General features: G+C 68.6%; 26 protein-coding genes. 11 read left to right on the top strand and 15 right to left on the bottom strand.

Features of this window, described 5'->3' with window-relative positions; all coding sequences use genetic code 11:
* Positions 1-171: 171 nt before the first annotated feature.
* Positions 172-663, bottom strand: a complete 492-nt coding sequence (rraA, locus tag AB0L60_RS07655; RefSeq protein ID WP_364608888.1) for a ribonuclease E activity regulator RraA — start codon at positions 661-663, stop codon at positions 172-174.
* Positions 664-668: 5 nt separating this feature from the next.
* Positions 669-1,175 (bottom strand): nitroreductase/quinone reductase family protein, encoded by a 507-nt coding sequence (locus tag AB0L60_RS07650; RefSeq protein ID WP_364608885.1) that lies wholly within the window; start codon positions 1,173-1,175, stop codon positions 669-671.
* 153 nt (positions 1,176-1,328) lie between these two features.
* Here AB0L60_RS07650 and AB0L60_RS07645 point away from each other — a divergent pair, with 153 nt between their 5' ends.
* Positions 1,329-3,593 carry a serine/threonine-protein kinase gene (locus AB0L60_RS07645; protein WP_364608882.1) on the top strand — a complete coding sequence of 755 codons (2,265 nt, stop codon included), beginning with the start codon at positions 1,329-1,331 and terminating at the stop codon, positions 3,591-3,593.
* Here the strand turns inward: AB0L60_RS07645 and AB0L60_RS07640 are convergent, their stop codons facing one another.
* From AB0L60_RS07640 to AB0L60_RS07615, 6 genes are all read right to left on the bottom strand, one after another.
* A complete protein-coding gene (locus tag AB0L60_RS07640) occupies positions 3,594-4,055 on the bottom strand; it encodes an SRPBCC family protein (RefSeq protein WP_364608879.1) in 462 nt (153 codons plus the stop codon). It lies immediately after the preceding gene.
* A 96-nt stretch (positions 4,056-4,151) separates the two neighbouring features.
* Complete coding sequence (locus tag AB0L60_RS07635; protein ID WP_364608876.1) at positions 4,152-5,120, bottom strand: CopD family protein; 969 nt, start codon at positions 5,118-5,120, stop codon at positions 4,152-4,154.
* On the bottom strand, positions 5,117-5,653 hold the full coding sequence (locus AB0L60_RS07630) for a copper resistance CopC family protein (RefSeq protein ID WP_364608873.1): 537 nt from the start codon (positions 5,651-5,653) through the stop codon (positions 5,117-5,119). The genes AB0L60_RS07635 and AB0L60_RS07630 overlap by 4 nt, the downstream gene beginning before the upstream one ends.
* On the bottom strand, positions 5,650-6,306 hold the full coding sequence (locus tag AB0L60_RS07625; protein ID WP_364608870.1) for a YcnI family protein: 657 nt from the start codon (positions 6,304-6,306) through the stop codon (positions 5,650-5,652). Before AB0L60_RS07625 ends, AB0L60_RS07630 begins: the two co-directional genes overlap by 4 nt.
* A 49-nt stretch (positions 6,307-6,355) precedes the next feature.
* The gene (locus AB0L60_RS07620) at positions 6,356-6,856 is read right to left on the bottom strand and encodes a hypothetical protein (protein ID WP_364608866.1); all 501 of its coding nucleotides are present in this window, start codon (positions 6,854-6,856) and stop codon (positions 6,356-6,358) included.
* A gap of 7 nt (positions 6,857-6,863) precedes the next feature.
* Positions 6,864-7,502, bottom strand: a complete 639-nt coding sequence (locus AB0L60_RS07615) for a DUF6474 family protein (protein ID WP_364608863.1) — start codon at positions 7,500-7,502, stop codon at positions 6,864-6,866.
* Positions 7,503-7,649: 147 nt separating this feature from the next.
* On the opposite strand from AB0L60_RS07615, the gene AB0L60_RS07610 reads away from it, so the two are divergent.
* From AB0L60_RS07610 to AB0L60_RS07600, 3 genes are all read left to right on the top strand, one after another.
* Positions 7,650-9,329 carry a TM0106 family RecB-like putative nuclease gene (locus AB0L60_RS07610; protein WP_364608861.1) on the top strand — a complete coding sequence of 560 codons (1,680 nt, stop codon included), beginning with the start codon at positions 7,650-7,652 and terminating at the stop codon, positions 9,327-9,329.
* Entirely contained in the window at positions 9,326-11,281 is a 1,956-nt protein-coding gene (htpG, locus tag AB0L60_RS07605; RefSeq protein WP_364608858.1) for a molecular chaperone HtpG, read from the top strand. Before AB0L60_RS07610 ends, htpG begins: the two co-directional genes overlap by 4 nt.
* Positions 11,282-11,595: 314 nt before the next feature.
* On the top strand, positions 11,596-11,796 hold the full coding sequence (locus tag AB0L60_RS07600) for a cold shock domain-containing protein (protein ID WP_033085228.1): 201 nt from the start codon (positions 11,596-11,598) through the stop codon (positions 11,794-11,796).
* A gap of 98 nt (positions 11,797-11,894) precedes the next feature.
* Here the strand turns inward: AB0L60_RS07600 and AB0L60_RS07595 are convergent, their stop codons facing one another.
* Positions 11,895-12,662 (bottom strand): SDR family NAD(P)-dependent oxidoreductase, encoded by a 768-nt coding sequence (locus AB0L60_RS07595; RefSeq protein ID WP_354847511.1) that lies wholly within the window; start codon positions 12,660-12,662, stop codon positions 11,895-11,897.
* Positions 12,663-12,805: 143 nt separating this feature from the next.
* On the opposite strand from AB0L60_RS07595, the gene AB0L60_RS07590 reads away from it, so the two are divergent.
* Positions 12,806-13,714, top strand: coding sequence for an SDR family NAD(P)-dependent oxidoreductase (locus AB0L60_RS07590; protein ID WP_364608855.1), 909 nt, complete (start codon positions 12,806-12,808; stop codon positions 13,712-13,714).
* A 28-nt stretch (positions 13,715-13,742) separates the two neighbouring features.
* Entirely contained in the window at positions 13,743-14,387 is a 645-nt protein-coding gene (locus AB0L60_RS07585; protein ID WP_364608852.1) for a TetR/AcrR family transcriptional regulator, read from the top strand.
* On the opposite strand, the gene AB0L60_RS07580 is transcribed toward AB0L60_RS07585, so the two are convergent.
* The 3 genes from AB0L60_RS07580 to AB0L60_RS07570 all read right to left on the bottom strand — a co-directional run bounded on the left by AB0L60_RS07580 (position 14,328) and on the right by AB0L60_RS07570 (position 16,707).
* Positions 14,328-15,074, bottom strand: coding sequence for a TMEM165/GDT1 family protein (locus tag AB0L60_RS07580; RefSeq protein ID WP_364608849.1), 747 nt, complete (start codon positions 15,072-15,074; stop codon positions 14,328-14,330). The genes AB0L60_RS07585 and AB0L60_RS07580 overlap by 60 nt on opposite strands.
* A gap of 295 nt (positions 15,075-15,369) precedes the next feature.
* Positions 15,370-15,891: a peptidase gene (locus AB0L60_RS07575; protein WP_364608845.1), complete on the bottom strand. Its 522-nt coding sequence runs from the start codon at positions 15,889-15,891 to the stop codon at positions 15,370-15,372.
* A 192-nt stretch (positions 15,892-16,083) separates the two neighbouring features.
* Complete coding sequence (locus AB0L60_RS07570) at positions 16,084-16,707, bottom strand: superoxide dismutase (RefSeq protein ID WP_364608842.1); 624 nt, start codon at positions 16,705-16,707, stop codon at positions 16,084-16,086.
* Positions 16,708-16,953: 246 nt separating this feature from the next.
* Between AB0L60_RS07570 and msrA the strand changes: the two genes are divergently transcribed.
* Entirely contained in the window at positions 16,954-17,583 is a 630-nt protein-coding gene (msrA, locus tag AB0L60_RS07565) for a peptide-methionine (S)-S-oxide reductase MsrA (protein ID WP_364609708.1), read from the top strand.
* Positions 17,584-17,680: 97 nt separating this feature from the next.
* Here the strand turns inward: msrA and AB0L60_RS07560 are convergent, their stop codons facing one another.
* Positions 17,681-18,292, bottom strand: coding sequence for a hypothetical protein (locus AB0L60_RS07560; RefSeq protein ID WP_364608839.1), 612 nt, complete (start codon positions 18,290-18,292; stop codon positions 17,681-17,683).
* A 311-nt stretch (positions 18,293-18,603) separates the two neighbouring features.
* Between AB0L60_RS07560 and AB0L60_RS07555 the strand changes: the two genes are divergently transcribed.
* The 4 genes from AB0L60_RS07555 to AB0L60_RS07540 all read left to right on the top strand — a co-directional run bounded on the left by AB0L60_RS07555 (position 18,604) and on the right by AB0L60_RS07540 (position 22,014).
* Positions 18,604-18,975, top strand: coding sequence for a rhodanese-like domain-containing protein (locus tag AB0L60_RS07555; RefSeq protein ID WP_364608836.1), 372 nt, complete (start codon positions 18,604-18,606; stop codon positions 18,973-18,975).
* 18 nt (positions 18,976-18,993) lie between these two features.
* Positions 18,994-20,091, top strand: coding sequence for a DUF4328 domain-containing protein (locus AB0L60_RS07550; RefSeq protein ID WP_364608833.1), 1,098 nt, complete (start codon positions 18,994-18,996; stop codon positions 20,089-20,091).
* A complete protein-coding gene (locus AB0L60_RS07545) occupies positions 20,088-20,855 on the top strand; it encodes a glycerophosphodiester phosphodiesterase (protein WP_364608830.1) in 768 nt (255 codons plus the stop codon). The genes AB0L60_RS07550 and AB0L60_RS07545 overlap by 4 nt, the downstream gene beginning before the upstream one ends.
* A gap of 241 nt (positions 20,856-21,096) precedes the next feature.
* Positions 21,097-22,014, top strand: coding sequence for a DUF5926 family protein (locus tag AB0L60_RS07540; protein ID WP_364608827.1), 918 nt, complete (start codon positions 21,097-21,099; stop codon positions 22,012-22,014).
* A gap of 422 nt (positions 22,015-22,436) precedes the next feature.
* Here the strand turns inward: AB0L60_RS07540 and AB0L60_RS07535 are convergent, their stop codons facing one another.
* The gene (locus AB0L60_RS07535) at positions 22,437-22,985 is read right to left on the bottom strand and encodes a ferritin (RefSeq protein ID WP_364608824.1); all 549 of its coding nucleotides are present in this window, start codon (positions 22,983-22,985) and stop codon (positions 22,437-22,439) included.
* A 93-nt stretch (positions 22,986-23,078) separates the two neighbouring features.
* Positions 23,079-24,536, bottom strand: a complete 1,458-nt coding sequence (locus AB0L60_RS07530; protein ID WP_364608821.1) for an LCP family protein — start codon at positions 24,534-24,536, stop codon at positions 23,079-23,081.
* Between the last annotated feature and the right edge of the window lie 26 nt (positions 24,537-24,562).

The raw sequence follows: 24,562 nt of genomic DNA, 5'->3' as shown, positions 1-24,562 counted from the left end.
GTACTCCCGGATCCATAGGGGTTCGGTCTGTGCCCCGCGCGGCCGGGCTCGCCGCGTTCCCTGCGGGTTGCCGGCGGCGTGACTCCCGCGGGGGCTCGGGGGCTGGGCCCCCGGCTCCCCATTCTCGGGGGTACGGAGGCCGTTACCCCTGAGAGCTTCCCGAGAGTTGGGTCAGTCCTCGCTGCGAACGACAACGCCGTCATGGTCGCTGTAGAGCATGTCGCCGGGAACGAAGGTGACGCCGCCGAATTCGACGGTGACGTCTTTCTCGGCATTCGCGCCGGTCTGGGTGCTCTTGCGCGGGTTGGTGCCCAGCGCCTTGATGCCGATGGGCAGGGTGCGCAGAATGGCCGAGTCCCGGACCGCGCCGTTGACGACGACCCCGGCCCAGCCGTTGTCGACGCCGCGGCCCGCGATGATGTCGCCGACCAGTGCGGTGTGCACGCTCGCGCCGCCGTCCACGACGAGCACGCGGCCCTCGCCGGGTTCGCCGAGGGTCTGCTTGACGAGCAGGTTGTCCTGGAAGGTCCGGATGGTCACGATGCGGCCGGCGAAGACCTCGTGGCCGCCGAACTGGATGAACTGGGTGTCGCAGCTGCGGATCTCGGGGCCGATCTCGTCGGCGAGGTCGGCGGTGGCAGTGGCGTTCGCTGATTCGGTCACGGGAACTATCTTGTCAGGGCGAAAATGCGCAAGTCACGAGCGGTGCGATTGCGGTAGGCGGTGTACGCCTGCGTGGTCTCCTCGAAGCGTTCGAAGACCGCCTGCTGGCGGTCCTCGTCGGTGACCAGGGTGGCGGTGACCGGAATGTGCTGCCCGGCGATGGCGACCTCGGCGGCCGGACTGGCGAGCAGGTTGGCGGTCCACGCCGGGTGGTGGGACTGGCCGAAGTTGGATCCGATCACGTAGAGCGTGTCGCCCTCGTGCACGTAGAGCAGGGGAGTGGTGCGCGGCTGCCCGGATTTGCGGCCGACGGTGGTGAGCAGGATGACGGGCGCGCCGATCGGGCCGAGCACGGTGTACTTGCCGCCGGTGCGTTCGAGCACCTTGCGATCCAGCGGCGTCAGTTTGCGGATGACCAGCGAGCCGACCTTGGTGGCGGCGAACGGACTGGCCAGGCGGGACAGCAGATTGGTGCGGGAACCCCAGATCCGCTCGGGAAACTGCTCACTCATACCGCGACTCTAGTGGCCCGTGACCGGCGGTGTTGTGCTGTCGCGATGCGCTCTGCGGCTGCAGAACGATCTATCCACAAGAGTTAATCAACCGTGCAGTCGGATTCTCGGGCGCATACTGGCGGCACCCGATGAGTCCAGGTCGGGAGAGGCATGAACGTAGAACAGGCGATCGACTCGGGCGCTGTCGACGAGACCCGCTCCCTGCTGGCGTCCGTGCTCGCCGGATTCCATGCCGCCTGGGAGGCGGCCGCGGCGCCGCCCCGCCTGGCCGAATTCCTGCCACGCACACCGCACCTGCGCCGGCTGGTACTGATCGAACTGATCAAGGTCGACCTGGAATACCGCTGGATCCGCTACGACTTCCCCAAGCGCCTGGCCGACTACCGGGCCGAGTTCGACGAATTGCGTTCCGGTCCACTGCCGCCCGATCTGGCCTATGAGGAGTTCCACGCGCTGCGGCGCTCCGGGCTGCACGGGAACGGTCGCTCCGGGCTCCACGGGAATGGTGATGCTGCGGCGGTGGATGGCGGCTGCCATCCGACCGAGGTCGTCGCCACCGAATGGGCCGAGCACGACTACCGCAGCACCCTGATCGCCCGGCCGCAGGCACAGCACGCCCTGGAGGGCATCGAGGTCGGCGATCGGCTGGACGATTTCGATCTGCTGGTGGAACTGGGCAGCGGCGCGTTCGCCCGGGTCTTCCTGGCCCGGCAGCGGTCCATGCAGCGGTTGGTGGCGGTGAAGGTCTCGCAGAACCACGGCACCGAATCCGAGACCCTGGCGCGGTTGGATCACGAGCACATCGTGCGCGTCTTCGACCAGCGGCTGCTCGGCGACCGGGAGCTGAAACTGCTGTATATGCAATATCTTCCGGGCGGCACGCTGTCGAAGGTGCTGGCACTGGTGCGTTCTCGCGAGCCGGCGGATCGGGACGGCGGGCTGCTGTTGGAGGCGGTGAACGCGGCCATGCGGGACCGGGGCGGCCTGGTGCCCGGCGAATCACCGACGCGCGCAGCCATGCCGGAGCGCAGCTGGCCGGAAACCGTTGCCTGGCTGGGCAGCCGGTTGGCGCGCGCACTCGATCACGCGGCCCGGAACGGGGTGCTGCACCGCGATATCAAGCCCGCCAATGTGCTGCTCACCGCCGATGGCAGCCCGAAACTGGCGGATTTCAATATCAGTTTCAGCGCGCATGTGGCGGGGACCAGCCCGCTGGCCTACTTCGGCGGCTCGCTGGCGTACATGTCGCCCGAGCAGCTGGCGGCCTGTCACCCGCAGCTGCCCGAGACCGCCGCGGATCTGGACGGCCGCAGCGACATCTACGCGCTGGGGGTGGTGCTGTGGGAGCTGCTCACCGGCCGCCGCCCCTTCGACGACGAAACCCGCGCGGGCGATTCGGAATCCTCGCTCGAGCGCATGCTCCGGCTGCGCCGCCACGAGATCGAGCCCGCTCGCCTCGACGACCTGCCGCCGGACTGCCCGGCCACGCTGCGGCGGGTGCTGCTCAAATGCCTGGCCCCCGATCGCGAGGACCGCTGGGCCACGGGCGCGGCGCTGGCCCAGCAGCTGGACCTGTGCCTGGATCAGCGGGCCCGGGATCTGGTGGATCCGCCGGCGAGCAGCTGGCGGTCCCGGGTCGGCCCGTGGTCGCTGGTCGCGCTGATCACGGCGGCGAGCATGTTCGGTGACGGGCTCGGCATCGCCTACGCCAACCTGCACAATCATCCGCTGTTCGCGCTCTGGTTCTCGGCGGGGGAGCAGGCGCGGCTGCGGTTGGTGGGCAATCTGCTGTTCCTGGTCACCACGCCGGCCGCCATCGCGCTCACCAATTACATGTGCCGCCGGGCGTTCATCGTGTGGCGCGGACTGCGGCGGGGCCGGACCTACGATCCGGAGACGCTGGCCCGGGCGCGGCGCGACACCCTGATCGACGGCGACCGGGTGGCGCTGCTGGCCTTCGGCTGGTGGGTGGTGTCGGCCGCGATCACGGCCATCGCGCTGGTCGTGTACACCGGCCTGCCGCCGGGGCGCATTGTGAATCTGGTTGCGACGATGCTGGTTTCGGGTGCGATCGCGGTCGCGTACCCGTTCTTCGTGGTGACGTTCTTCGTAGTGCGCTGCTTTTATCCGCGGCTGCTCACCCACGGTGAGACGGCGCGCGATCACGATGCCCTGCGCGCCCTGAGCCGTCGCTGCACCCGGTATCTCGCGGTGGCGGTGGCGATTCCGTTGATCGGAGTGATCGCGAGTCTGACGTTCCTGACCGCCGAAGAGGTTTCGCTGGAGCTGATCTCCATCTACGCGCTGTGCGCGGTGGGTGTCCTCGGGTTCCTGGGCGACTACTGGCTGTTCCGCCGGACCGAGGCCGATCTGCGGGCCTTCGCGGGGGTCGGCGGCTCTGGCGACCCCGGGTGACTAGGCGGACGTGCGGCTGGTGTGGAACGCGGAGACCTGGGTGACCAGATTGTGGGTGGAGCTCTTCACGGCGAGCTTCACGAACGGCTCGATGGTCTTGCCGAGGATCTTGCCCGCGATGCCGCCGGGGACCCGGTAGTCGACGATGGCGTCGATGGTGCAGGATTCCTCGCCCTTGTCGTGGAAGAGGAAGGTGGATTCGATCTCGAAGCCCTTGATGGACTTCACCGCGATGGCGGAGCCGGGTTCGTGCCGGACGATCTTGATGGTGGAGTGCAGGGCGATCGGGCCCAGCTGGATGGTGCCGTCGAAGGTGGCGTCCACGCCTTCGACCTGGTCGGTCAGCGGGGTGAAGGCACTGATCTCATTGATGAAGTTCGGCAGGTGCCGGTAATCGTTGACGTAGGCGAAGGCCGATTCGGCCGAGGCGGCGCAGTCCGCGACGATCTTGACTTCGGTCATGGGCGCAACTGTAACGTGTGCTAGTTTTCGTCGCAGGTCTTGTGATGCATGCCATCTATGAACCGGCACACCCGAATTCGAGAACCGCGGACCACCTCACGCGGTGACGGCCAGCGTACCGGCCAGCCCGAACACTAGCGCCATCACCAGCACTTCGGCAATCGCGCGCCGCAGCGAGTCGTCCGCGGTCATGCGGTGATCGGCGGCCTTCGGCACCCAGCTGCGCCGCCACCACCAGCCCAGCCCGAGCAGCACCGCCAGCAGCACCGTCTTCGCCAGCAGGATCCGCCCATACCCGCTGGTGAACAGCGGGCTCACTCCGCCGGCCCGCACCAGCCCGTTGATCACTCCGGTCACCATCACCGTCACCACCAGCGGCATCGCCCACGCCGAGTACCGCGGCAGCAGCACCGCCCACTCGCCCCGGGTGCGCACGGTCAGCGCCAGCGCCAGCAGCAGGCCGAACCAGGCGCCGGCCGCGAGCGCGTGCAGCGCCGCCAGCACCGAACCGAGCGGCTGCTGCGACATGTGCCCGGTGATCGGCCGCAATGCCAGCGTGACCGCGGTGAAAACCAGCACCAGATCGCCGGTGGCCCGGTCGGGCCGCCGGAATCCGAAGGCGCTGTAGATCGCCACCGTGCCGCTGCCGATCAGCAGCGCGATACCGATCTGCCCGCCGCTCACGTGCGCGAGGTAGTCGCCGAACTGCGCGGCGCTCAGCTGCCGCGCCGTAATGCCCTGCACCTCCGCGGCTTCCAGCGCGAGCATGGCGAATTCCATTGCCGCCCAGAGCGCGGCGAGCACGGTGAGCGGCCGCCACTGCGGAGTCAGCCGGTCCGAGAGCCGCGGCAGCGCGGCCAGGCCCAGCACCGTCGCCCCCGCGCAGTCGGCGAGAACCCGGACCGGGGCCTCGGCCTGTACGGGTTCGGCGGCGGCCAGCGCCCAGGCCACGGCCGCACCGGCCAGGGCGATCGGGATGACCAGCGCGAGCAGCCATCTCGGTGAGCTGCCACCGCCGGTCGTCCCGCGCTCCCGGCGACGATCGGTGCGGTCGGTCCGATTCACCTGCGCTGCTTGCCCCGTCCGCCGAACAGGGCGAAGGCCAGGCCGCCGCCGAACAGCACCACCGCGCCCACGATGAAGATCCACAGCGGCACCCCGCCGCCGTCGGAGCCGCCGGACTTGGCGGCACTGTCGGCCCTGGGGCCCGGGGTTCCATTGCCGGGCTTGGTCAGTGTGAACGTCCGCTTGCCGCTGACCGGATGCCCGTCCGCGGAGGTGACCCGGTACGCGATCGTGTACTCGCCGGTCGGCCCGAGCTCACCGACCTCGATACTTACGGTCGGTCCCTCCACCTTCGGCTGCCCCTTCGACCACAGGTTGTGATCCGGCCCGGTGACCGTCATGGATGGGTAGGCCGCCTGCAGGTTCTCGTTGAACGTGATGCTCACCGATGCCGGTGAGGTGTCGATCTGCGCGCCGTTGTCCGGACTGGAGGAGACGGGGGTGGAGTGCGCGTCGGCGACACCGCCGCCCAGCAGTGCGAATCCGGTGACCAGCAGACCGGTGATCAGCCCGGCCAGCAGCTTGCGGTTCACGACCGCCGTCCCCGGATGACGTTGCCGACACCGAGGGCCGCGCCCAGCGCGCCCAGCGCCAGGCCGGCGCCGCCGAGCCAGCGGGCGGTGTCGTCGCTGCTGCTCTTGTCGCTCGCGGCGGCATCCGTGGCTGCCGGGGCGTCGTCATCGCCGCCGGTGCTCTTGGCCAGGGTGAGGCTGGGGGCCGGGTGATCGGGCTCGCTGCCGTCGGCGTTCATGGGCTGGTTCCAGTCGACGACCTTGCCGTCGCTGTAGGTCTGGGACGTGTTGAAGCTGACCTTCTCCTGCTTGGGCAGCGGGCCCACGGAGAGCGCGAAACGCTGGAACTGGCCCGGGGCGACGCCCGGGTTGCCCGGATCGGCGGTCCAGGTGACCGCCACGGCCTCGCCCTGGGCGTTCTTGTCGACCTTGGCGGTCCAGCCCGCGATGGGCTCGGTGCGTGCGCTCTTCAGATTCGGCAGCGTCACGGTGAGTTTGGTGGTGGAGGCGGTGTCGGACTCGGTCGGCACCCGGAAGGTGGCGACGGCGTAGCCGCCCTGGCTGGCGCCGGGGGCGTCCACGACCACGTGCGCGGCGGCGATGCCCGCGCCGGACAGCAGCAGGCCGGCGGCGGCCACCGACGTGACGAGGGTGCGCGAAAGGGAGGTGTGCATGACTGTATTGCCTTCTCTGACAATGGTTACGGGTAGATAGGAGCGGGGGTTACGCCGTAACCGGTGGCGCGCGCGGTCCGCTCGCGCCCAGGGCGAGAAGGGTTTTCGGGGTCGGGACCGATCGCGGGCGGCGCGCCTGCGCGGCCCGTGCCGGATGTCCGCCGGGCCGGGTGAGGATCACTCGGACGGCGCTCGAGATCAGCCCGTAGAGCCGCTCGGCGGCCAGGATCAGGATCGCGCAGCCGGCCGCCGCCACCGCGTGTGCCAGCAGCATCGGCCCGTGCGCGGTGAATTCCATTGCCCCCGCGGCATGCCCGTGCTGCACGAGGCCGCTGAGGGCGAGGTGGCAGACGGGCTGGCCGGCCACCATGAGGATCGGCAGCGCGGCGGGAGGCCGCAGCGCGGCGGCGAGCGCGCCGATGACGGCCGCCGCCAGCATCAGCAGCATGAGCCCGGAGGAGCCGGGGTAGCCGCCGCCCGCGAACCCGTGCGCGCCGACCGCCAGGGCCGCCATGGCGACGCCTGCCAGTCCACCGCGCATCGGGCTCATGGGTGTCTCAGTTCACGCCGAGGCGGGCGAGCACGTCGGCCTCGATGCCGGAGAGCTCGTTGGAGATGGAGGCGTGCACGGCGCGGCGCCGCGGCACCGGCATCTGGGCGGCGGTGCGCACGGCCGCGGTCAGGCTGTCGAGCCGATCGCGGCTGGCGGTCACGAACTTCTTGGTCTCGGTGTCGGAGTTCTTGGACTCGATCTCCGACAGCGTGGACTCCACGCCCGCGATGCGCGCCTGCAGCTTCGCGCCCGGGCCGGAGAACTCGCTGAGCTGGTCGAGCCCGATGCCCAGCTGCTGGGCGCGGCGGGTGTCGAGCTGCCCGCGCACGAAGGTCGCGCCGCGGTAGGCGAGCGGGGCCAGCACCGGCACCAGCACCCGGGCCACGCCCAGGTACTTGCGGATCGAGGCCGCGCTGAACGGATCCCGTTCGGCCCGGGCGGCGATCTTCTGCGCGGCCTTCTCCTCGGCCTGCAGCTTGGCGATCTCCGCCTTGGCGACCTGCTTCTGCGTGCGTGCTTCCGCCCGATTCTTCTTGCGCTCGTTGCGCGCGCCGAGCTTGGCCTCCATGCCGGCCTTGTGTTTGAGGGCTTTCGCCTCGGCCCGGCGGCTGACTCGCTTCTTGCGCTTGCCGAACAACCCCATTGATGGCCTCCGTCATGCTGGTTCGCCATGGCAGCACAGGGCCGGGGGAAATGCCTGTCCGCCCATGAAACACAGTTTGCGAATCACCCTAACGGGTGGGTTCGCCGCGCAGCGAGCGCCTTGGGGTTTCGGTGCCAGTTCGTAGGGATGTCGGGGGTTGAGGCCATACTGACTGGCGTGTATTCGGGCATCGGTGACCATGGTGAGCGTGCGGCATTCCTGGATGCGCGTGCGCTGATCGGCTGTCGGCACCGGCTGCATCTGGACGCGAGTAATCCGGGCGTGTTGACCGGAGTCGCCGAGGACGCGGGCGTGCAGCAGCGACGAGAAGCCGCCGCGGCGCACCGATCTCACGTACGGGACACGCTGGTCGCCGCGGCGCCCGGTAGCTGGACGGTCATCGATCCGAAGCAGCCCGCGCCGCAGCGGGCCGCGGCCACCATGGCCGCCATGGCGGCGGGGGCGGACCGGATCTGGGGCGCGCTGCTGCCGCAGGAGCCCGACACCGGCCGCCGCGGCGGCTGCGAAATCCTGTGGCGCGACAGCGATCGCGGCGGATACATCCCGGTCATCGTGGTGAACCACAAGGTGACCGATCCGCGGCAGCCGGACCCGGCCGACTACCATCCGACGACCAGCGATCTGTACCAATGGAATCCGCAGCCGGACCGGCACGTCCGCACCCGGCCGCAGCCGCGGGACCTGCAGCGCCTCGCGCACCTCTACCGCATGCTGCAGCGGCACGGGCTGGCCAGCCCGGCCCTGGTCGGCGGCGCCATCGGCTATCACTTCGACCGGGTCCTGGTCCACGACCTGGGCCCGGTCCTGGCCGATTACGACATCCGCTACGCCGACCGCATCGCGGTGGTGCGCGGCGAACTCCCCACCGTCCCTTCGAAAGTCCCCGAGTGCCGCCAGTGCCCCTGGTGGAGCCGCTCGCCCGAGGCGGGCGGGCGCAGCTGTGAGCAGTGGCTGTCCGAGCACCGCGATGTGAGCCTGGTGGCACCGGGCTCGCGAGCGGAGGTGCTGCGCCGCCACGGCGTCGAGACCATCGACGATCTGGCGTCCTGGAGCGGCGACGATCCCGACGACTGGCAGTACGAGCCGTTCACCGAGGCCGTGGTCACCGCCCGCGCCTGGGCCACCGGCGCGCCCCTGGTCCGCCGGGTCGACCGGGTGCGGGTCACCCGCGCCGACATCGAGGTGGATGTGGACCTGGAGAGCTTCCAGGAGCACGGCGCCTACCTGTGGGGCACCCTGCTGGACGGCGTGTACCGCCCGTTCGTCACCTGGGACCCGCTGCCCACCGAGGACGAGGGCCGCTCCTTCGCCGAGTTCTGGACCTGGCTCATGGAGGTGCGCGCCCAGGCCGCCGCGGATGGCAAATCCTTTGCCGCCTACTGCTATTCGCGTACCGCCGAGGACAAGTGGCTCTACGAGTCGGCCCGCCGCTTCGCCGGCCGCCCGGGCATCCCCACCGAGCGCGAGGTGCAGCGGTTCGTGGACGGCCCGCAGTGGGTGGACATGTTCCAGGCCGTGTCGGAGCAGTTCATCTGCCCGAACGGCAAGGGGCTCAAGAAGATCGCGCCGGTCGCGGGCTTCCACTGGCGCGATGCCGAGGCCGGGGGAGAGGCGTCGATGGCCTGGTACCGCCTGGCCGTCGCGTACGAGGGCGGCGAGCCGGATCTGTCCCAGCGCACCCGCATCCTGGAATACAACGAGGACGACGTGCAGGCCACCAAGGTGCTGCGGGACTGGATGACCGACCGGGCCGACGCCGAGGTTCCGGCCATCGCCGACTTCGCTCGACGTAATATCGCATCGTGACCGAACACGTCGAACACCTGGAGTTTCAGGCCGAGACCCATCAGCTGCTGGAGCTGATGATCCACTCGGTGTATTCGAACAAGGACACCTTTCTGCGGGAGCTGGTCTCCAATGCCTCCGACGCACTGGACAAGCTGCGCCTGGAGACCTTCCGCGACAAGGACCTGCACGCCGACACCTCCGACCTGCACATCGAGCTCGGGGTCGATCGCGACAACCGCGTGCTGACCGTCCGCGACAACGGCATCGGCATGTCCCGCGCCGAGGTCGTGGACCTGATCGGCACTCTCGCCAAGTCCGGCACCGCGCAGCTGCGCAAGCAGCTGCTGGAGGCCAAGGCCGGTGACCAGCAGGCCGAGGAGCTGATCGGCCAGTTCGGCATCGGCTTCTACTCGACCTTCATGGTGGCCGACAAGGTCACCCTGACCACCCGCAAGGCGGGCGAGAACACCGGCACCCGCTGGGAATCCGCGGCGGGCAGCTCCACCTACTCGATCGAGGAACTGGACGACGCCCCGCAGGGCACCACGGTGTCGCTGCACCTGAAGCCGGCCGACGAGGACGATCATCTCTTCGACTACACGCAGGAGTGGAAGCTCCGCGAGATCGTCAAGAAGTACTCGGATTTCATCGCCTGGCCCATCCGCATGGATGTCGAGCGCACCGTGCTCGACGGCGAGGGCGAGGACAAGACCGAGAAGACCCTGGTCGAGACCCAGACCCTGAACTCCCAGAAGGCGCTGTGGACCCGCCCGCGCAGCGAGGTCTCCGACGAGGAGTACACGGAGTTCTACAAGCACGTCGCGCACGCCTGGGACGATCCGCTCGAGATCATCCCCATGAAGGCCGAGGGCACCTTCGAATACCAAGCGCTGCTGTTCATTCCCTCGCACGCGCCGTTCGATCTGTTCACCCGCGAGCACAAGCGCGGTGTGCAGCTCTATGTGCGCCGGGTGTTCATCATGGACAACTGCGAAGAGCTGATGCCGGAGTATCTGCGCTTCGTCAAGGGCGTGGTGGACGCGCAGGATCTGTCGCTCAATGTGTCCCGCGAGATCCTGCAGCAGGACCGGCAGATCCAGATGATCCGCAAGCGCCTGGTGAAGAAGGTGCTGTCCACCGTCAAGGATCTGAAGAACGCCGAGGATCAGTCCAAGTACCAGGACTTCTGGCGCGAGTTCGGCCGGGTGCTCAAGGAGGGCCTGCTCTCCGACCACGACAATCGCGAAACCATCCTGGGCGTCTCGTCTTTCGCGTCCACGCATTCGGACAGCGAGCTGACGTCGCTGGCGCAGTACGTCGAGCGCATGCCGGAGACCCAGTCGGCCATCTACTACATGACCGGCGAGACCCGCCAGCAGATCGAGAACTCCCCGCACATGGAGGCCTTCCGGGCCAAGGGCCTCGAGGTGCTGGTGCTGACCGATCCGGTCGACGAGATGTGGGTCGGCTCGGTCACCGAGTTCGAGGGCAAGCCCATCGTCTCCATCGCCAAGGGCGAGGTCGATCTGGAGACCGAGGACGAGAAGAAGGCCTCCGAGCAGTTGCGCGAGCAGCAGGAGAAGGACTTCGCCGACATTCTCGGCTGGCTGCAGCAGACGCTGGCCGCGGACGTGAAGGAGGTGCGCCTGACCAACCGGCTCACCACCTCCCCGGCCTGCATCGTGGGTGATGTGTTCGATTTCACCCCGATGCTGGAGCGCATGTACCGCGCCTCCGGGCAGGAGCTGCCGCACAGCAAGCGCATCCTCGAGCTGAATCCGGCGCATCCGCTGGTCACGGGTCTGCGCGAGGCGTACGCGGCGGCGTCCGGCGCGGACGAGAAGCCGGTGGAACTCACCGAGACCGCCGAATTGCTCTACGGCACCGCGGTTCTCGCCGAGGGCGGCGAGCTGAAGGATCCGGCGCACTTCGCCCGCATCCTCGCCGACCGCCTGACCCGCACGCTCTGAGGGTCGTTCACGGATCGGGCTCCTGCGGTGTTTCCGCAGGAGCCCGACCCATAGCAAGCGGGAATTGGTCATGCCCGGTTTGTGGCAAGTGTGACGATTCACATCTCCCGGTGATTTCGGGAACTAGCCGTGAACGCGTACGTTGTACGTCTTGGTCGTAAGTTTTCGTGTTCGTGTTCAACATGCTCGCGCGGAACAGTGTGCGGGCGTCGCTTCACCTTGCCAGGCAAGTTGCAAGCCGCCTTCTGATCGACCCCGGGTACCGCGGCCGCGGTACCCACGCACTAAAAGAAACACCTCGTCAGGAGAAGGTAATGGTTCAGGGCACCGTCAAGTGGTTCAACGCGGAGAAGGGCTACGGCTTCATCGCCCGCGAAGACGGCCCCGACGTTTTCGTCCACTACTCGGAGATCGAGGGCAACGGCTACCGCCAGCTCGAGGAGGGCCAGGCGGTCTCCTTCGAGATCACCGAGGGCAAGAAGGGCCCCCAGGCTGCGGCCGTCCGCCCGCACTAGGGAGGCTGCGGGCTCTACCCCGCAACTCACTGAGTCGTGAATTGGCAAGGCCCGCACCGGAATCCGGTGCGGGCCTTGTTGCTGTCCGAGGCCCGGCGTCAGCGCGGCGCCATACGCAGCGCGCCATCCATGCGGATGGTCTCGCCGTTGAGGTAGTCGTGCTCGGTGATGTACTGCGCGAGCTGCGCGTACTCGTCCGGGCGGCCGAGGCGGGACGGGAACGGCACGCCCGACTCGAGGCCCTTGCGGTACTCCTCGGTGACACCGGCCAGCATCGGGGTGTCGATGATGCCGGGGGCGATGGTGTTGACGCGGATGCCGAACTGCGCCAGGTCACGCGCGGCCGGGACGGTCATGCCGGCGACGCCGCCCTTGGAGGCGGAGTAGGCGATCTGGCCGATCTGGCCCTCGAAGGCCGCGACCGAGGCGGTGTTGATGATCACACCGCGCGAGCCGTACTCGTCGACCGGGTCGGTCTTGGCGATGGCGTCGGCGGCCAGGCGCATCACGTTGAAGGAGCCGAGCAGGTTCACGGTGATCACCGTGCGGAACAGCTCCAGGTCGTGCGGGCCGTTCTTGGACAGGATGCGTCCCGCCCAGCCCACACCGGCGCAGTTGACGACAATGCGCAGCGGCACACCGGATTCCACGACCGTGGCGACCGCGGCGGCCACCTCGTCACCGCTGGTGACGTCGGTCGGGATGAGGGTGACACCGGCGGGGACGCTGTCGCCCGCGCGCTCGATGGACTGAGCCAGATCCAGGCCGAACACGGTCGCGCCCGCGTCGGCGAAGCGCTTGGCGGTGGCGGCGCCCAGCCCGGACGCACCTCCGGTGACAATGGCGGCGGAGCCCGAAATCTCCACGGTGATTGGTCCTCTCGACTGTGGACGGCCCTCTCACTGGCCCTCCGTCAATAGGCACCATAGCCGGGCTGTGCGCACGCTTACGCAAGAGGCTCGCAAGATTTGCGAACACGGCTGTTCGTATAAGTGGTAGTTTCGCAGACATGAACGTCAGCACGGCCGGTCTTCGCCGTGGATTCCGCCGTCCGGCCTCGCAAGTGGCCGGCAAACGCATCCTGATCACCGGCGCCGCCCGTGGCATCGGGGCCGCCCTGGCCCGCCAGCTGCACGTGCACGGGGCGCACGTGGCCCTGCTCGGCATCGAGGAGTCACTGCTGGCCCAGGTCGCGGCCGAATGCGGGGACGCGCCCTGGCGCTACTGCGACGTCGGTGACCCGGCGCAGGTGCAGCGGGTCGTCAACTCCCTCACCGCCGAACTGGGCGGCCTGGACGCGGTGGTGTGCAATGCCGGGATCGCCCGGCAACTGTCCCTGCTCGATGGCGACCCCAGCGTGCTCGAGGAGACCCTCACGGTCAACGTGCTCGGCGCCTACTACACGCTGCGCGCCGCCGGACCCCACCTCGCGCACCCCGGCGGCTACGTCCTGCTCATCTCCTCGCTCGCCGCGGCCATCCACCTGCCCCTGGCCGGCGCCTACAGCGCCTCCAAGGCCGCGGTCGAGGCGCTCGGCGACACCCTGCGCATCGAATTGCGCCACACCGGCGCCCGGGTCGGCATGGCCTACTTCGCCGAACTAGACACCGAGATGACCAGCCGCGGTTTCGGCACCGAGGCCGCGCGCAGTATTCTGGGCCGCTCCACCGTCTCCGGCATCGCCCCCCTGGGCCCGGCCATCGACGCCTGTGAACGCGCCCTGGCCCGCCGCTCCCGCCGCATCGTCTCGCCGTACTGGGTGAGCATGGTGCTGTGGTGTCGTCCGCTCGCCCAGCGCCTGGTGGACTATTCACTACGCGGGGGCGTGGCCGGCGGACTCGAGATCGCCCGCACCGAACCGGCGGATTTCACCACCGATCAACCGGCTCGCCCCAGCAGAATGAGAAAGCTCGCCTGAATCGCTCGAGGCCAACGGAGTCCTGCACATGCCCGAATCGGCAACCCGCCAACTGCCCCGCGGCCGCCACGGCCTGCCCCGCGAAACCGTGGTGGCCGCCCAGCGCGACCGCATCCTGCTCGCCCTGGCCGAGGCGATGGCCGAGAACGGTTATGTCGGAACGCCGGTCGCCGCGGTGATCAAGCGGGCCGGCGTCTCCCGCGAGACCTTCTACGAGCAATTCCGTTCCAAGGAAGACTGTTTCGAGGCCGCCTACGAGCGCGCCGCGGAACTCATGCTGACCGGCATCCTGACCGCCACCGGCGCGGAATTCGACGGCGAGACCCGCACCGAACGCATCGAACGCGTGCTCGGCGCGTACCTGGATGCGCTCGCGGGCCAACCCGCTTACGCCCGTGTGTTTCTCGTCGAGGTCTACGCCGTCGGCCCCGAGGCCATCGCCCGCCGTACCCAGCTGCAGGAGACCTTCGTGGCCATGGTCGCCGATGTGCTCGGCGCGGACACCGAGGAGCAGCGCTTCGCCTGTCAGACCCTGGTCGCGGCCCTGAGCGCGATGGTCACCGCCCGGGTGGCGGTGGGCGACCTGGGCGGGCTGCGGGAGTTGCGGGAACCGCTACTGGACCTCGTGCGGCGCAGCGGGGACCTGTTCGGCAATACCGTGCTCGGTGACTGAGCTCGCCGGGATGGTCGCGGCCCGGCGGTGCAGCAGCCACAGCGCGCCGCCGGCGAGCGCCGGCAGGGCCAGCGACAGCACCGCGATGGCCGGGGTGCCCAGGCCGTGGGCGAAGGCCTCCAGCAGGGTCAGCGCACCGAAGTAGAGGAACAGCAGGCCCGAGCAGCCGGCGATGAACCGCTCCGGAATGTGCTTGCCGACGGTCACGCCGATCAGGATGGCGAGCGCGCCCGCGGCCACCATGCCCGCGACCGACCCGATCCACACCGCGACCCAGCCGTTCTTGGTGGCCAGGGCCATGGTGGCGAACATGGTGCGGTCACCGAGCTCGGCCAGCAGGAAGGCCGACAGCACCACCAGGAACGCCGAGCGCGACCTCGGCTGCGGCGCGATCTCTCCCTCGTCCTCGCCGGAGTTCGACGGCAGCGTCTCGCGCAGGGTCCACAGGCCGACCGCGATGAGAGTTGCTGCGGCACACAGGGAAATGACTCCGGTCGGCAGCGCCGCGCCCAGGAAGTGGCCGACACCGACGGCGATCAGATTCACCAGCACGCTCGCGACGGTGATGCCCGACAGCACCACCCACCAGTGGTAGCGCAGCGCGAAGGTCAGGGCCATGAGTTGCGATTTATCGCCCAGTTCGGCGAGGAACAGCACGCCGAAACTCAGCAATATCGTGGCGATCATGAAGGTCAGCTCCCAGGTCTCCGGCCTGTCGGCTGAAATGCGGGGACGCTTCAGCCGACACCGCACCGGTCAATCGGTTTGGTTTCTCGTCGGCCGAAGGTCTCGCCCACCGGAGAAAATCCGGTCCACGCGCCGGATCCGGGAGGATCAGTATGTCGACGGCGTGATTGGGGGCTACTCCCCTTCGCTCGGCCGCCATGCTACTCCGGCAAACCAGGCGCGGGCAAATGGCCGTTACCCAAATCGCAATGCGCACAATAAGTTTGGCGATGCTGCCGAAAGGTTTCGGTTACCCTTACGCGGCCAGCAGCATGGCCAGAACCGCGGTGTCGGGATCGCTGATCGGATCCACCCCCACCCGCGAAACCATCGAGGTCACCGTGCCGTCGCTATCGGTCTCCACCCAGGCCGCCCGATGTTCGAGTCCCAGATCCGGCAGCCCCGGCAGCAGCAGGCACCCCGAGGCCGCGCCCGCGCACTCGGGCAGCGAGGGCCGCGTCTCGCGCGGTGGGTGCAACATGATCAGCGCCGGTGGCACATGATCGGCAAACATGCCCGGCTGCAACCCTTCCGTCCCCAGCACCGTGCCCTCGGCGATCACCAGCCCGACCATCGCGGGATCCGGGTCCTCGGGGAGTTCCTCGCGCGCCCCGAACACCGTCGAGGTGGGCAACAAGCCCGGCAGACCGGCCACCCGCACCGCGAGCACCAGCAATTGCGCCCATTCCTTGGTGGAGTCCGGCCAGCGTCCGGAGATCACGAAACCCTGCAGCGAACCATGCGCATGGAACGGCATGACGCCGACCTGACCATTCATGATGTGCCTCCCGAACCTCCCGGGGGCGACTGTGCCCGGTGCTGCTGTTGGGAACACCAGGTTGTACCCGAACAGAACTGGCACACAAGTACCAGAGAGTGCTAGCACCCGGACCCGGCAAATGCGAAAGGCCCGCGAACCGATGCGGTTCGCGGGCCTCAGGCGTACGAGCGGGCCGGAGCCCGACGGGTATCAGCCGAAGATCAGACCCTTGCCCTGGTTGACCGCCTTGGAGTAGCGGTCCTGAATCTCGGCCCAGTTCACGACGTTCCAGAACGCCTTCACGTAGTCGGCCTTGACGTTCTTGTACTGCAGGTAGAAGGCGTGCTCCCACATGTCCAGGCCGAGCAGCGGGATGATGCCGAGCGGCACGTTGCCCTGCTGGTCGGTCAGCTGGAAGGTGAGCAGCTTGTTGCCCAGGGTGTCGTAGCCCAGCCAGGCCCAGCCGGAGCCCTGCAGGCCGTTGGCGGCCGCCGAGAACTGCGCGACGAACTTGTCGAAGGAACCGAACTCCTCGTCGATGGCCGAGGCGAGGTCACCGACCGGCTTGTCGCCGCCTTCCTTGGACAGGCTCTTCCACCAGAGGGTGTGGTTGACGTGGCCGCCGAGGTGGAACGCGAGGTTCTTCTCGTTCAGGAAGATGGCGGCGTGGTCGTCCTTGGCACGCGCCTCCTCCAGCTTCTCGAGGGCCGCGTTGACACCCGCGACATAGGCCGCGTGGTGCTTGGTGTGGTGGATCTCGTTGATCTGCCCGGAGATGAAGGGCTCCAGGGCGCTGTAGTCGTAATCGAGGTCTGGCAGCGTGTAAACAGCCACGATGTCCCTTTCCGTGTCGGGGCCGTGTGCCCTCGGCAGGTGCCGAGGCGCACCCAACCATCATTCGTACACCCGCTCGTCTCCAACCGGGTTGCGCGCCCCCACATTCCACCCGATGTATATCTTTCCCAACCTTTGGAATTCGCCTGAACGCAACATCGTCGCCGGTCGCGCCGGGTCCCGTAGCATCGAGTCATGTCGTGGTACGACGAATTCGTCGGGCGGGTGCGACTACCGGAACCGATCATGGTGACAGCCGGGCAAGCGTTGCCCGGCCGCTCCGAGCCGCTGGTGGTACCGGACAAGCACTATGTCAGCGGACATTCCCTCAAACCTCCTTTTCCGGCGGGCACGCAGCTCGCGGTGCTGGCCATGGGTTGCTTCTGGGGTGCGGAGCAGGGCTTTTGGGAGCTGGACGGCGTGTACAGCACCGCCGTCGGCTACGCGGGCGGATTCACCCCGAACCCTACTTACGAGGAGGCGTGTTCCGGCCGGACCGGGCACACCGAAGCGGTGCTGGTGGTCTTCGACCCGCAGGTCGTCGACTACGCCGCGATCCTGAAGCAGTTCTGGGAGAACCACGATCCGACGCAGGGCATGCGGCAGGGCAACGACCGTGGCACCCAATACCGTTCGGCGATCTACACCCTCGGCGACGAGCAGCGCGCGGTGGCCGAGGCGAGCCGGGCCGGCTATCAGGAACGGTTGACGGCGGCCGGATTCGGCGAGATCACCACCGAGATCGCCCCGCTGCCGGACCTTTCCGCCTTCTTCTACGCCGAGGGCTATCACCAGCAGTACCTGGCCAAGAACCCCGGCGGCTACTGCCCGGACCACGGCACCGGCGTGAGCTGCGCGATCGGGCTTGGCGCGTAAGCAGTTCGGCGGACCATCGCGGAGGCACGCTCGCAGGCCACATCGAAAGGGGTTCCGGGACTTGGTCCCCGAACCCCTCGAGCGTGTCCGCCGCTCGCTACAGCGGCGGGACGACATCCGGCCGCATGGTGCGCGGGTCGCCCGCATCGTGCGCCTGCCACCAGCGGACGCCGCCGGCGATGAAGTCCGGCAAGGGGATCGGGTTGCCCTGCCTGTCGGTGACGTCCACGCCCTCGAACCACACGCGCACGTCGAGTTCGCGCGGGTCGACGCCCTCCTCCTGGGAGAACTCCATCATGTGGGCGGCGGGCGTGTCGCTCAGCGTGGTGTCGAAGCTCAGCAGTTTGCGCCACTGGCTCCAGGAGCTGTCGGCGAGGTCGAGGAAGTCCCAGCCGTGCAGCGCGCCGCCGCCGAAGCTCTGGACGGCATCGTGCAGGCCGTCGAGAGTGAGCGGGAGCACAATGGGCTCGTTGTCGTCCCAGCGCTGCCGGCGTAGCGAGGCGGCGACCCGGCTGACCCCGGTGAGGGTCAGATAGATATCGCAGTCCGCCGGCGGGGGACCGTCCTCGGGCAGGGTCAGTACGTCGAGTTCCAGCCGTAGTGTGGCGCGCGCCGTGTCGACGTCGATGCCGAGGCATGTCGCCTCCGACAGCGCGCGGTTGAGCCCATTGATGTCCAGGCCGTCGAGTAGCCCCCTGCTCATAGTCATAGCGCCAGGCTACCGATCCTGCCCGGCCGGACCCCGGATTTCCGTTATTCGGTAGTGTTGTCGTTTTTTTCGAGTGCGAAAGGAACCGCGCGTTCACCTGCGGCGTCAGACTGGACGGGGCCTTATGGGACAGCGGCCCGAGGTCGGTCGCTCCGGAACGGGGAGGGGACTTCCGGATCGGCCGACCAGGACGAATCGGTCGTCTATCAACCTGTGGATCAGGTTGTGGATTATGTGGATAACTCCCCGAACCAACCCTGCGCGGCTACGGAACTCCACAGCCCTCGCGCCCACGTGGCAGGATCGGAACCGTGACGAACCCCCACGTGCCCACGGTGCCGATCGACGCGGTTCCCGCGGAATTCGACGCCGCGGACGGCTGGGGTTCGCCCGCGCCCGCGCCGGCCCAGCTCCTCGACGTCCGCGAGGTCGACGAATGGCAGCTCGGCCGCGCGCCCGGCGCCATCCACATCCCCATGACCGACGTGCCCGCCCGGCTCGACGAACTCGACATCGACGCCGAGATCTACGTGATCTGCCGGCAGGGCGGCCGGTCCGTACCGGTGGTGGAGTACCTGAACCAGATCGGCTACGAGGCCGTCATGGTTTCGGGTGGCATGGTGGCCTGGCAGCAGATCGGCAGGCCGCTCACCGGTGACGGTCCCGAGGCGAAGATCTACTAGGCGCGGAGAGGTGGAGCCATGAACGGGGGACAGGTGGGCCGATCGCGATCCGCCGTCGTGCAGCCGTGCGCCCGCTGTGGCGCGCGCTGGGCGGTACAGGGCAAGCCGCTGCACTGGTGCCCGCGCTGCCACGGTGTCCTGCTCTCGCCCGCACCGGTGGACGCGCCCGCCGACCGGCGCAACTACCGCTGGGTGGCCCGCCCGCCCGGCCGCAGAACCCATGGCGCGCAGCCGGTCCGGCGTCCGGGTCCGCTGCAGACGCCGCGCTACCACCGGATTCCGCAGTGGGGCCTGCAGGATCGGCCCCCGGTGGCGGCCGCCGCGCCGCATCGCCCGCTGGCCGCGCTGAGTGACCGCATCACCGTGCTGCTGCCGGCCACCGCCGGTGTGTTCGTGTTCTCCACCCTGGCCGAACTGGGCAGGTACGGCGTGTTGCTGCGCAACCGCACCCGCCTCATCCCGCCCTGGCTGCTGTGGATTTCCGATGCGGCCGTGACGGTTTCCGCGGTGGTGGCCCTGGTGCTGGCGCTGGTATCGGCGGTGGCGCTGGTCGGCTGGCTCACCGAAACCCGCCGCGCCGCGTACGCGAGTGTGGGCGAGTCGGATCCGCGGTCGCTGCGCGCCCTGGTGCTGGGCTGCGTGGTGCCGATCGTGAATCTGGTGTGGCCGGGCATCTTCCTGACCGAGGCGGCCCGGCTGCGGTCGGCGGGCGGTGCGGATCCGCGGCTGCTGCGGGCGGTCCGGATCTGGTGGGCGGCTTGGCTTCTCGATGCGGTGCTGGTGCTGGTGGCGATCCTGTACCGGTTCGCGTCCTCGCTGCAGGTGCAGGCCGACGGCGTGCTGGCGAGCATGTGGACCGATCTGGTCGCGGCCGGTGTCGCGGTGGCTTCGCTCGGGCTGGTGCACGCCTTCGCGGGCCTGGATCTGCGCGGCCGGCCGAAGACGCTGCGGCGCTGGGTGATCGCCACCGGGCCCGCGCGGCCGGTGATCGAACCCGTGCGATGCGCGCCCGCCGCCGTGGTCGGGAATGATGCAGTGGTCGGGGACGACGCAGCTTCCGGGGATGACGCAGAGGGGTCCCCGGCCGCGGAGCAACAGGAGGTAGTGGCGAAGTGAGCCGGGCCAGTCGTGCGCCGTTCGTGGTCGCGCACCGGGGGGCGTCGGCGGCGCGACCCGAACACACCCTCGCCGCCTACGATCTCGCCCTGCAGGAGGGCGCCGACGGCGTCGAATGCGATATCCGCCTGACCCGCGACGGGCACCTGGTCTGCGTGCACGACCGCACCGTGGATCGCACCTCGAACGGATCGGGCGCGGTCAGCGAGATGACTCTGGAAGAGCTGAAGGCGCTGAACTTCGGTACCGCGGAGGAACCGGAGGGCGTGCTCACGCTGTCCGAGCTGATCGAGCTGGTGCTGGACTGGAAGAGCCGTCCCACCAAGCTTTTCATCGAGACCAAGCACCCGGTCCGCTACGGGGCGCTGGTGGAGACCACGCTGCTGACCGAGCTCGCCCGCTACGGCATCGGCGCACCCGCCTCGGCGGATCACTCACGCGCGGTGGTCATGTCGTTCGCCGCCACCGCGGTCTGGCGGATCCGCCGCGCCGCCCCGCTGCTCCCGACCGTCCTACTGGGCGAATCCTCCCTGTACCTCTCCGGCGGCGCCGCCCACACCGTCGGCGCGACCGCCATCGGCCCATCCGTACGCACCCTGCGCGAGCACCCGGACCTGGTCGACAAGGCCGCCGCCGCCGGCCGCGCCACCTACGTCTGGACCTGCGACGATCCCGAGGACGTCCAGCTCTGCGCCGACCTGGGCGTGGACTGGGTCGCCACCAACTACCCCGCCCGGACGAAAGCCGTCCTGGCCAACGCCTGAATCCGCCCGACCCCCGCGCCGGAGCACGCCACCAACAAGTCACGCCCCCGCACCCGCAACCGGTTCAAAGGGATTTCCCGATGGTTCGCGGCCGTCTCGATTCTGGACTGCGCTCCGCCTCCCCGCGCTTGGAGCGGGGGAGCGAAGCGGAGGAGCGGGGGAGGGAAGAATCGAGACTTCAGGGCCGCGAACCCTGCCCGGAGCGAAGCGGAGGGCCAAAGACCCAGTAGGTTTGCCAGTCATGGGTAAGAGCAAGCGCAACAGTCCCAAGCCGGACTCCAATCGGGCGCAGAAGCTGGCCGCCCGCCGCGCCGAACAGGAGGCGGCGGCGCAGGCCGTGACGCGGCCCTTCGAGGGCTTGGCCGCCGAATGCGATCTGGTGGCGCTACGGGAGTTCGTGCCGTCGGCGACCGCGATCTTGAAGCTGTCGCCGAATGTCGCCGCGGCGCGGGCCGTCACCCTCGCCACCGTGCTGCCGGGCGCGGTCGCCGCGCTGGTGCGGGCCGGTGACGAGCCGATCGGTTTCGTCGGCACGCAGGTGCAGTTCCAGTCCGCCGATCCGGCCGCGGATCTGGCCGCCGCCGTGCTGTGGACCCAGTCTGCCACCCCCGGCGAGTCGCTGAGCGCCGCGACCGTGGATGGCACGCCGCGGCTCACCGAGGTGCTGGATCCGGGTGCGGCCCTGGATCTGACCGTGCACCAGGACTTCAACTGGTGGGTGCCGGCGGGTGTCACCCCGGATCCGCAGGTGGCCGCCACCATCGAGCAGGCCAATCAGGCCATCATGCCGTCGGCCCGCCTGGAGTTGGGTGCGGACGCCGTCGGTGCGGCCTGGTGGGTGGACGCCGGCGAGAAGGCGCACATCCGCTGGGTGCGGCCGGAGGACGAGGACCAGCTGATGCTGGCGCTGGCGCGGCTGCACGCGGCCGGCGATCTGCACCTGGGTGAGGGTTCACGCTTCGCGGGCTCGTTCCGCACCCACGGTCTGCTGGTGCCGGTCTTCGACCTGGATCGGGAGCGGCACGCGAGTGAGTGGGAGGGCCCGGCCCGCGAGTTCGGTGCGAAGCTGGCGACCGCGCTGCAGTCGGACGCCCCGCTGACCTCCGAGGAGCGCCGCTCCCGTGACGGCCTGCGGTCGCGCCAGGTCACGCTGCGCTGACACCGCCGGGCTGAGCACCCGCGGTACCGGCACGGTCCGGGCCGTTCTCCGGTGAACTGGATTCACTCGGTGAGCGGCCCGGATTTTTTGCGGGGATTTTTCTGAAAAGTGCCTGTTTCGCTACGAGTGCTCGGTTAAGTTCTCTTCACCCCGGAAGTTCAGGGGGATCCGGTGATCATTACACCGGATATCAGATGAGGAGAAAAACCATGGATGCCATTCTGGCCGTGGTCAAGTCGCTGTTCGGTACATTGTCCGCCAACGCCACCGGCACCGTCACGGTGCCGCAGAAGTAAGAAAAGGCGGGTACGTATCGCACGAGCACCGAGCACATGCAACAGGCCCGGTCCAGCGCAAGGGACCGGGCCTGCTGTGTGAATCCACCGGGCCGGGAACCGAATTACCTTCGGCTCATGAAGTAATTACAGCGAGCCGCCCGCGGCGTGCGGCGCGCCGGACGCGTCCTTCGGACCGCTCATTTCCCGCTGCACGAAATTCTCCAGGTCGAAAAGATTCGCGCTGGCCCGCTCGGCGACAGTGAGCAGGGTATTCATGGTCGCGACTTCTTCCACCTGTTCCTTGAGGAACCACTGCATGAACTGCTCGCCCTGGTAGTCGCCCTCTTCCCGGGCGGTCCTGGCGAGCTGGATGATCTGCTCGGTGACGGCCTGCTCCTGTGCGAGCGCCAGCGCGATGGGCTCTTTGGCATTCGCGAATTGCGTAGTAGCGGCCTCGGTTCCGGGCATCTCGACGGCGATGTCGTGATCGATCAGGTACTGCGCGATCATCATCGCGTGGTTACGCTCTTCGACGGCCTGCTTGTAGAAATACTTGGCCAGGACCGGCAGATCGGCATTGTCGAACCACATCGCCACCGCCATGTACTGGTGTTCGGCATTGAATTCGTTGCGGATCTGATCCTGGAGCAGGGCCTGGAACTTGCTGCGCTTGGTCTGGGTTCGGGTGGACATGCGGATGACATTAATGCCTGGTCAAACCGCGTGTCATCCAAGTACAGCCTTATTGAGTACAGCCTTATTGAGGCAAGTGTTGCCTAATTCGGCCTAGCTGCCGACGGTGCTGATCAAGTCCTGCGGTATCTGCTGATCCTTGGCCAGAGCCTCGAAGAAAGCACTTGCCTTCGTCTTGTCCCAGAGCAGTACATTGCCACTGCCGGCGACGTCCTCGAATCCACCGACCGGGACCGTCGTGGTGATGGGATCGCTGTTCAGCGCATTGCCCAGGCTCGCCAGATCCCAGATGTGCGCGCCCTTGTCGACCTTCAGCGCCGAGGTCAGATCCCGCACCAGCGGCCAGGACCGGAACGGATTGGCCAGCGTGCCCGGGCTCGCCGCCTTCTTCAGCAGGGCGCTGAGGAATTTCCGCTGGTTGAGCATGCGATCCAGGTCCGCGCGCGGGGTGGCGCGGGACCGCACGAAGCCCAGCGCCTCGGGTCCGTTGAGCGTCTGGCAGCCCGCGGGCAGGTCGATACCGGCCAGCGGATCCTTCATGGGCGTGTCCAGGCACATCTGGATGCCGCCGACCGCGTCCACGATATTGGCGAAGCCACCGAAGCCGATCTGCACATAGTGGTCGATGTGCACGCCGGTCGCGCCCTCCACCGTCTTGACCAGCAGCGATGCGCCGCCGGCGGCGAAGGAGGCATTGAGCTTGTCCTTGCCGACGCCCGGGATGCTCACATACGAGTCGCGCGGCAGGCTCACCAGCGTCGGCCGCCCCGATTTCGGCATGTGCACCAGGATGACGGTGTCGGTGCGCTCGCCCTCGACATCGGAGGAGTCGCCGGTGGACAGCTGCTGCTCCTGATCCTTGGACAGTCCCGAGCGGCTGTCGGATCCCACCAGAAGCCAATTCGTCCCGGGCGTGTCGCCGATCCGGCCCGAATAGTTCGCGAGGGCGTCGATCCGGGTCAGGTGGGTGTCGACATAGATGGCCGCCGCGATCGGCAGCAGCAGGAGCACCAGCAGCAGCGACAGCATCCAGCGGAACCAGTGCCGCTTTCCGCGGGGCCGGGAGCCGCGCGGCGGGCGGGCGTCGCCACCGCGGCGCCGGCCGGGCGGTGGTGGCGGGGGAGTGCGCGGCGGCTCCTCCCGGAAGGGGACCGGCTGCTGGGTCGGCGCGTGACCCATGGCGGCGCGCTTCCGCGGCGGCGGCACCCGATTGCCCGGCGGCGGCATCCGATGGTCCCCGGGCCCGCGATTGTGGTGCGGCGGAACGCGATTCCCCGGCGGCCGCTGCCGCGGGGCCGGGTTTCCCGGCGGGACCTGCGAATAGGCCAGGTCCGGACCGGATTCATGACGTCGGATCACCTGAGTTGGTTCTATCCGCGGCCTGCCGTCGTTAACGGGCCGGCCATCCGCCGGCGGCCGGTGAGACGAAGGTCTCTGTGATTGCCCGGGATTCGCCGCGGGTCGAGGCGGGTACGCCGGGGGCTCGCCCGGGCGTCCCGGCGGCGGCTCCCGGCGTATCCGTGCACAGTGCTGGGGGTCGTCGCCGTTCATCACTGAAAACAGTACCGACCGCGGCG

Source organism: Nocardia sp. NPDC051981 (genome assembly GCF_040680715.1).
Lineage (GTDB): Bacteria > Actinomycetota > Actinomycetes > Mycobacteriales > Mycobacteriaceae > Nocardia.
This window is presented reverse-complemented; position numbering and strand designations above follow the sequence as displayed.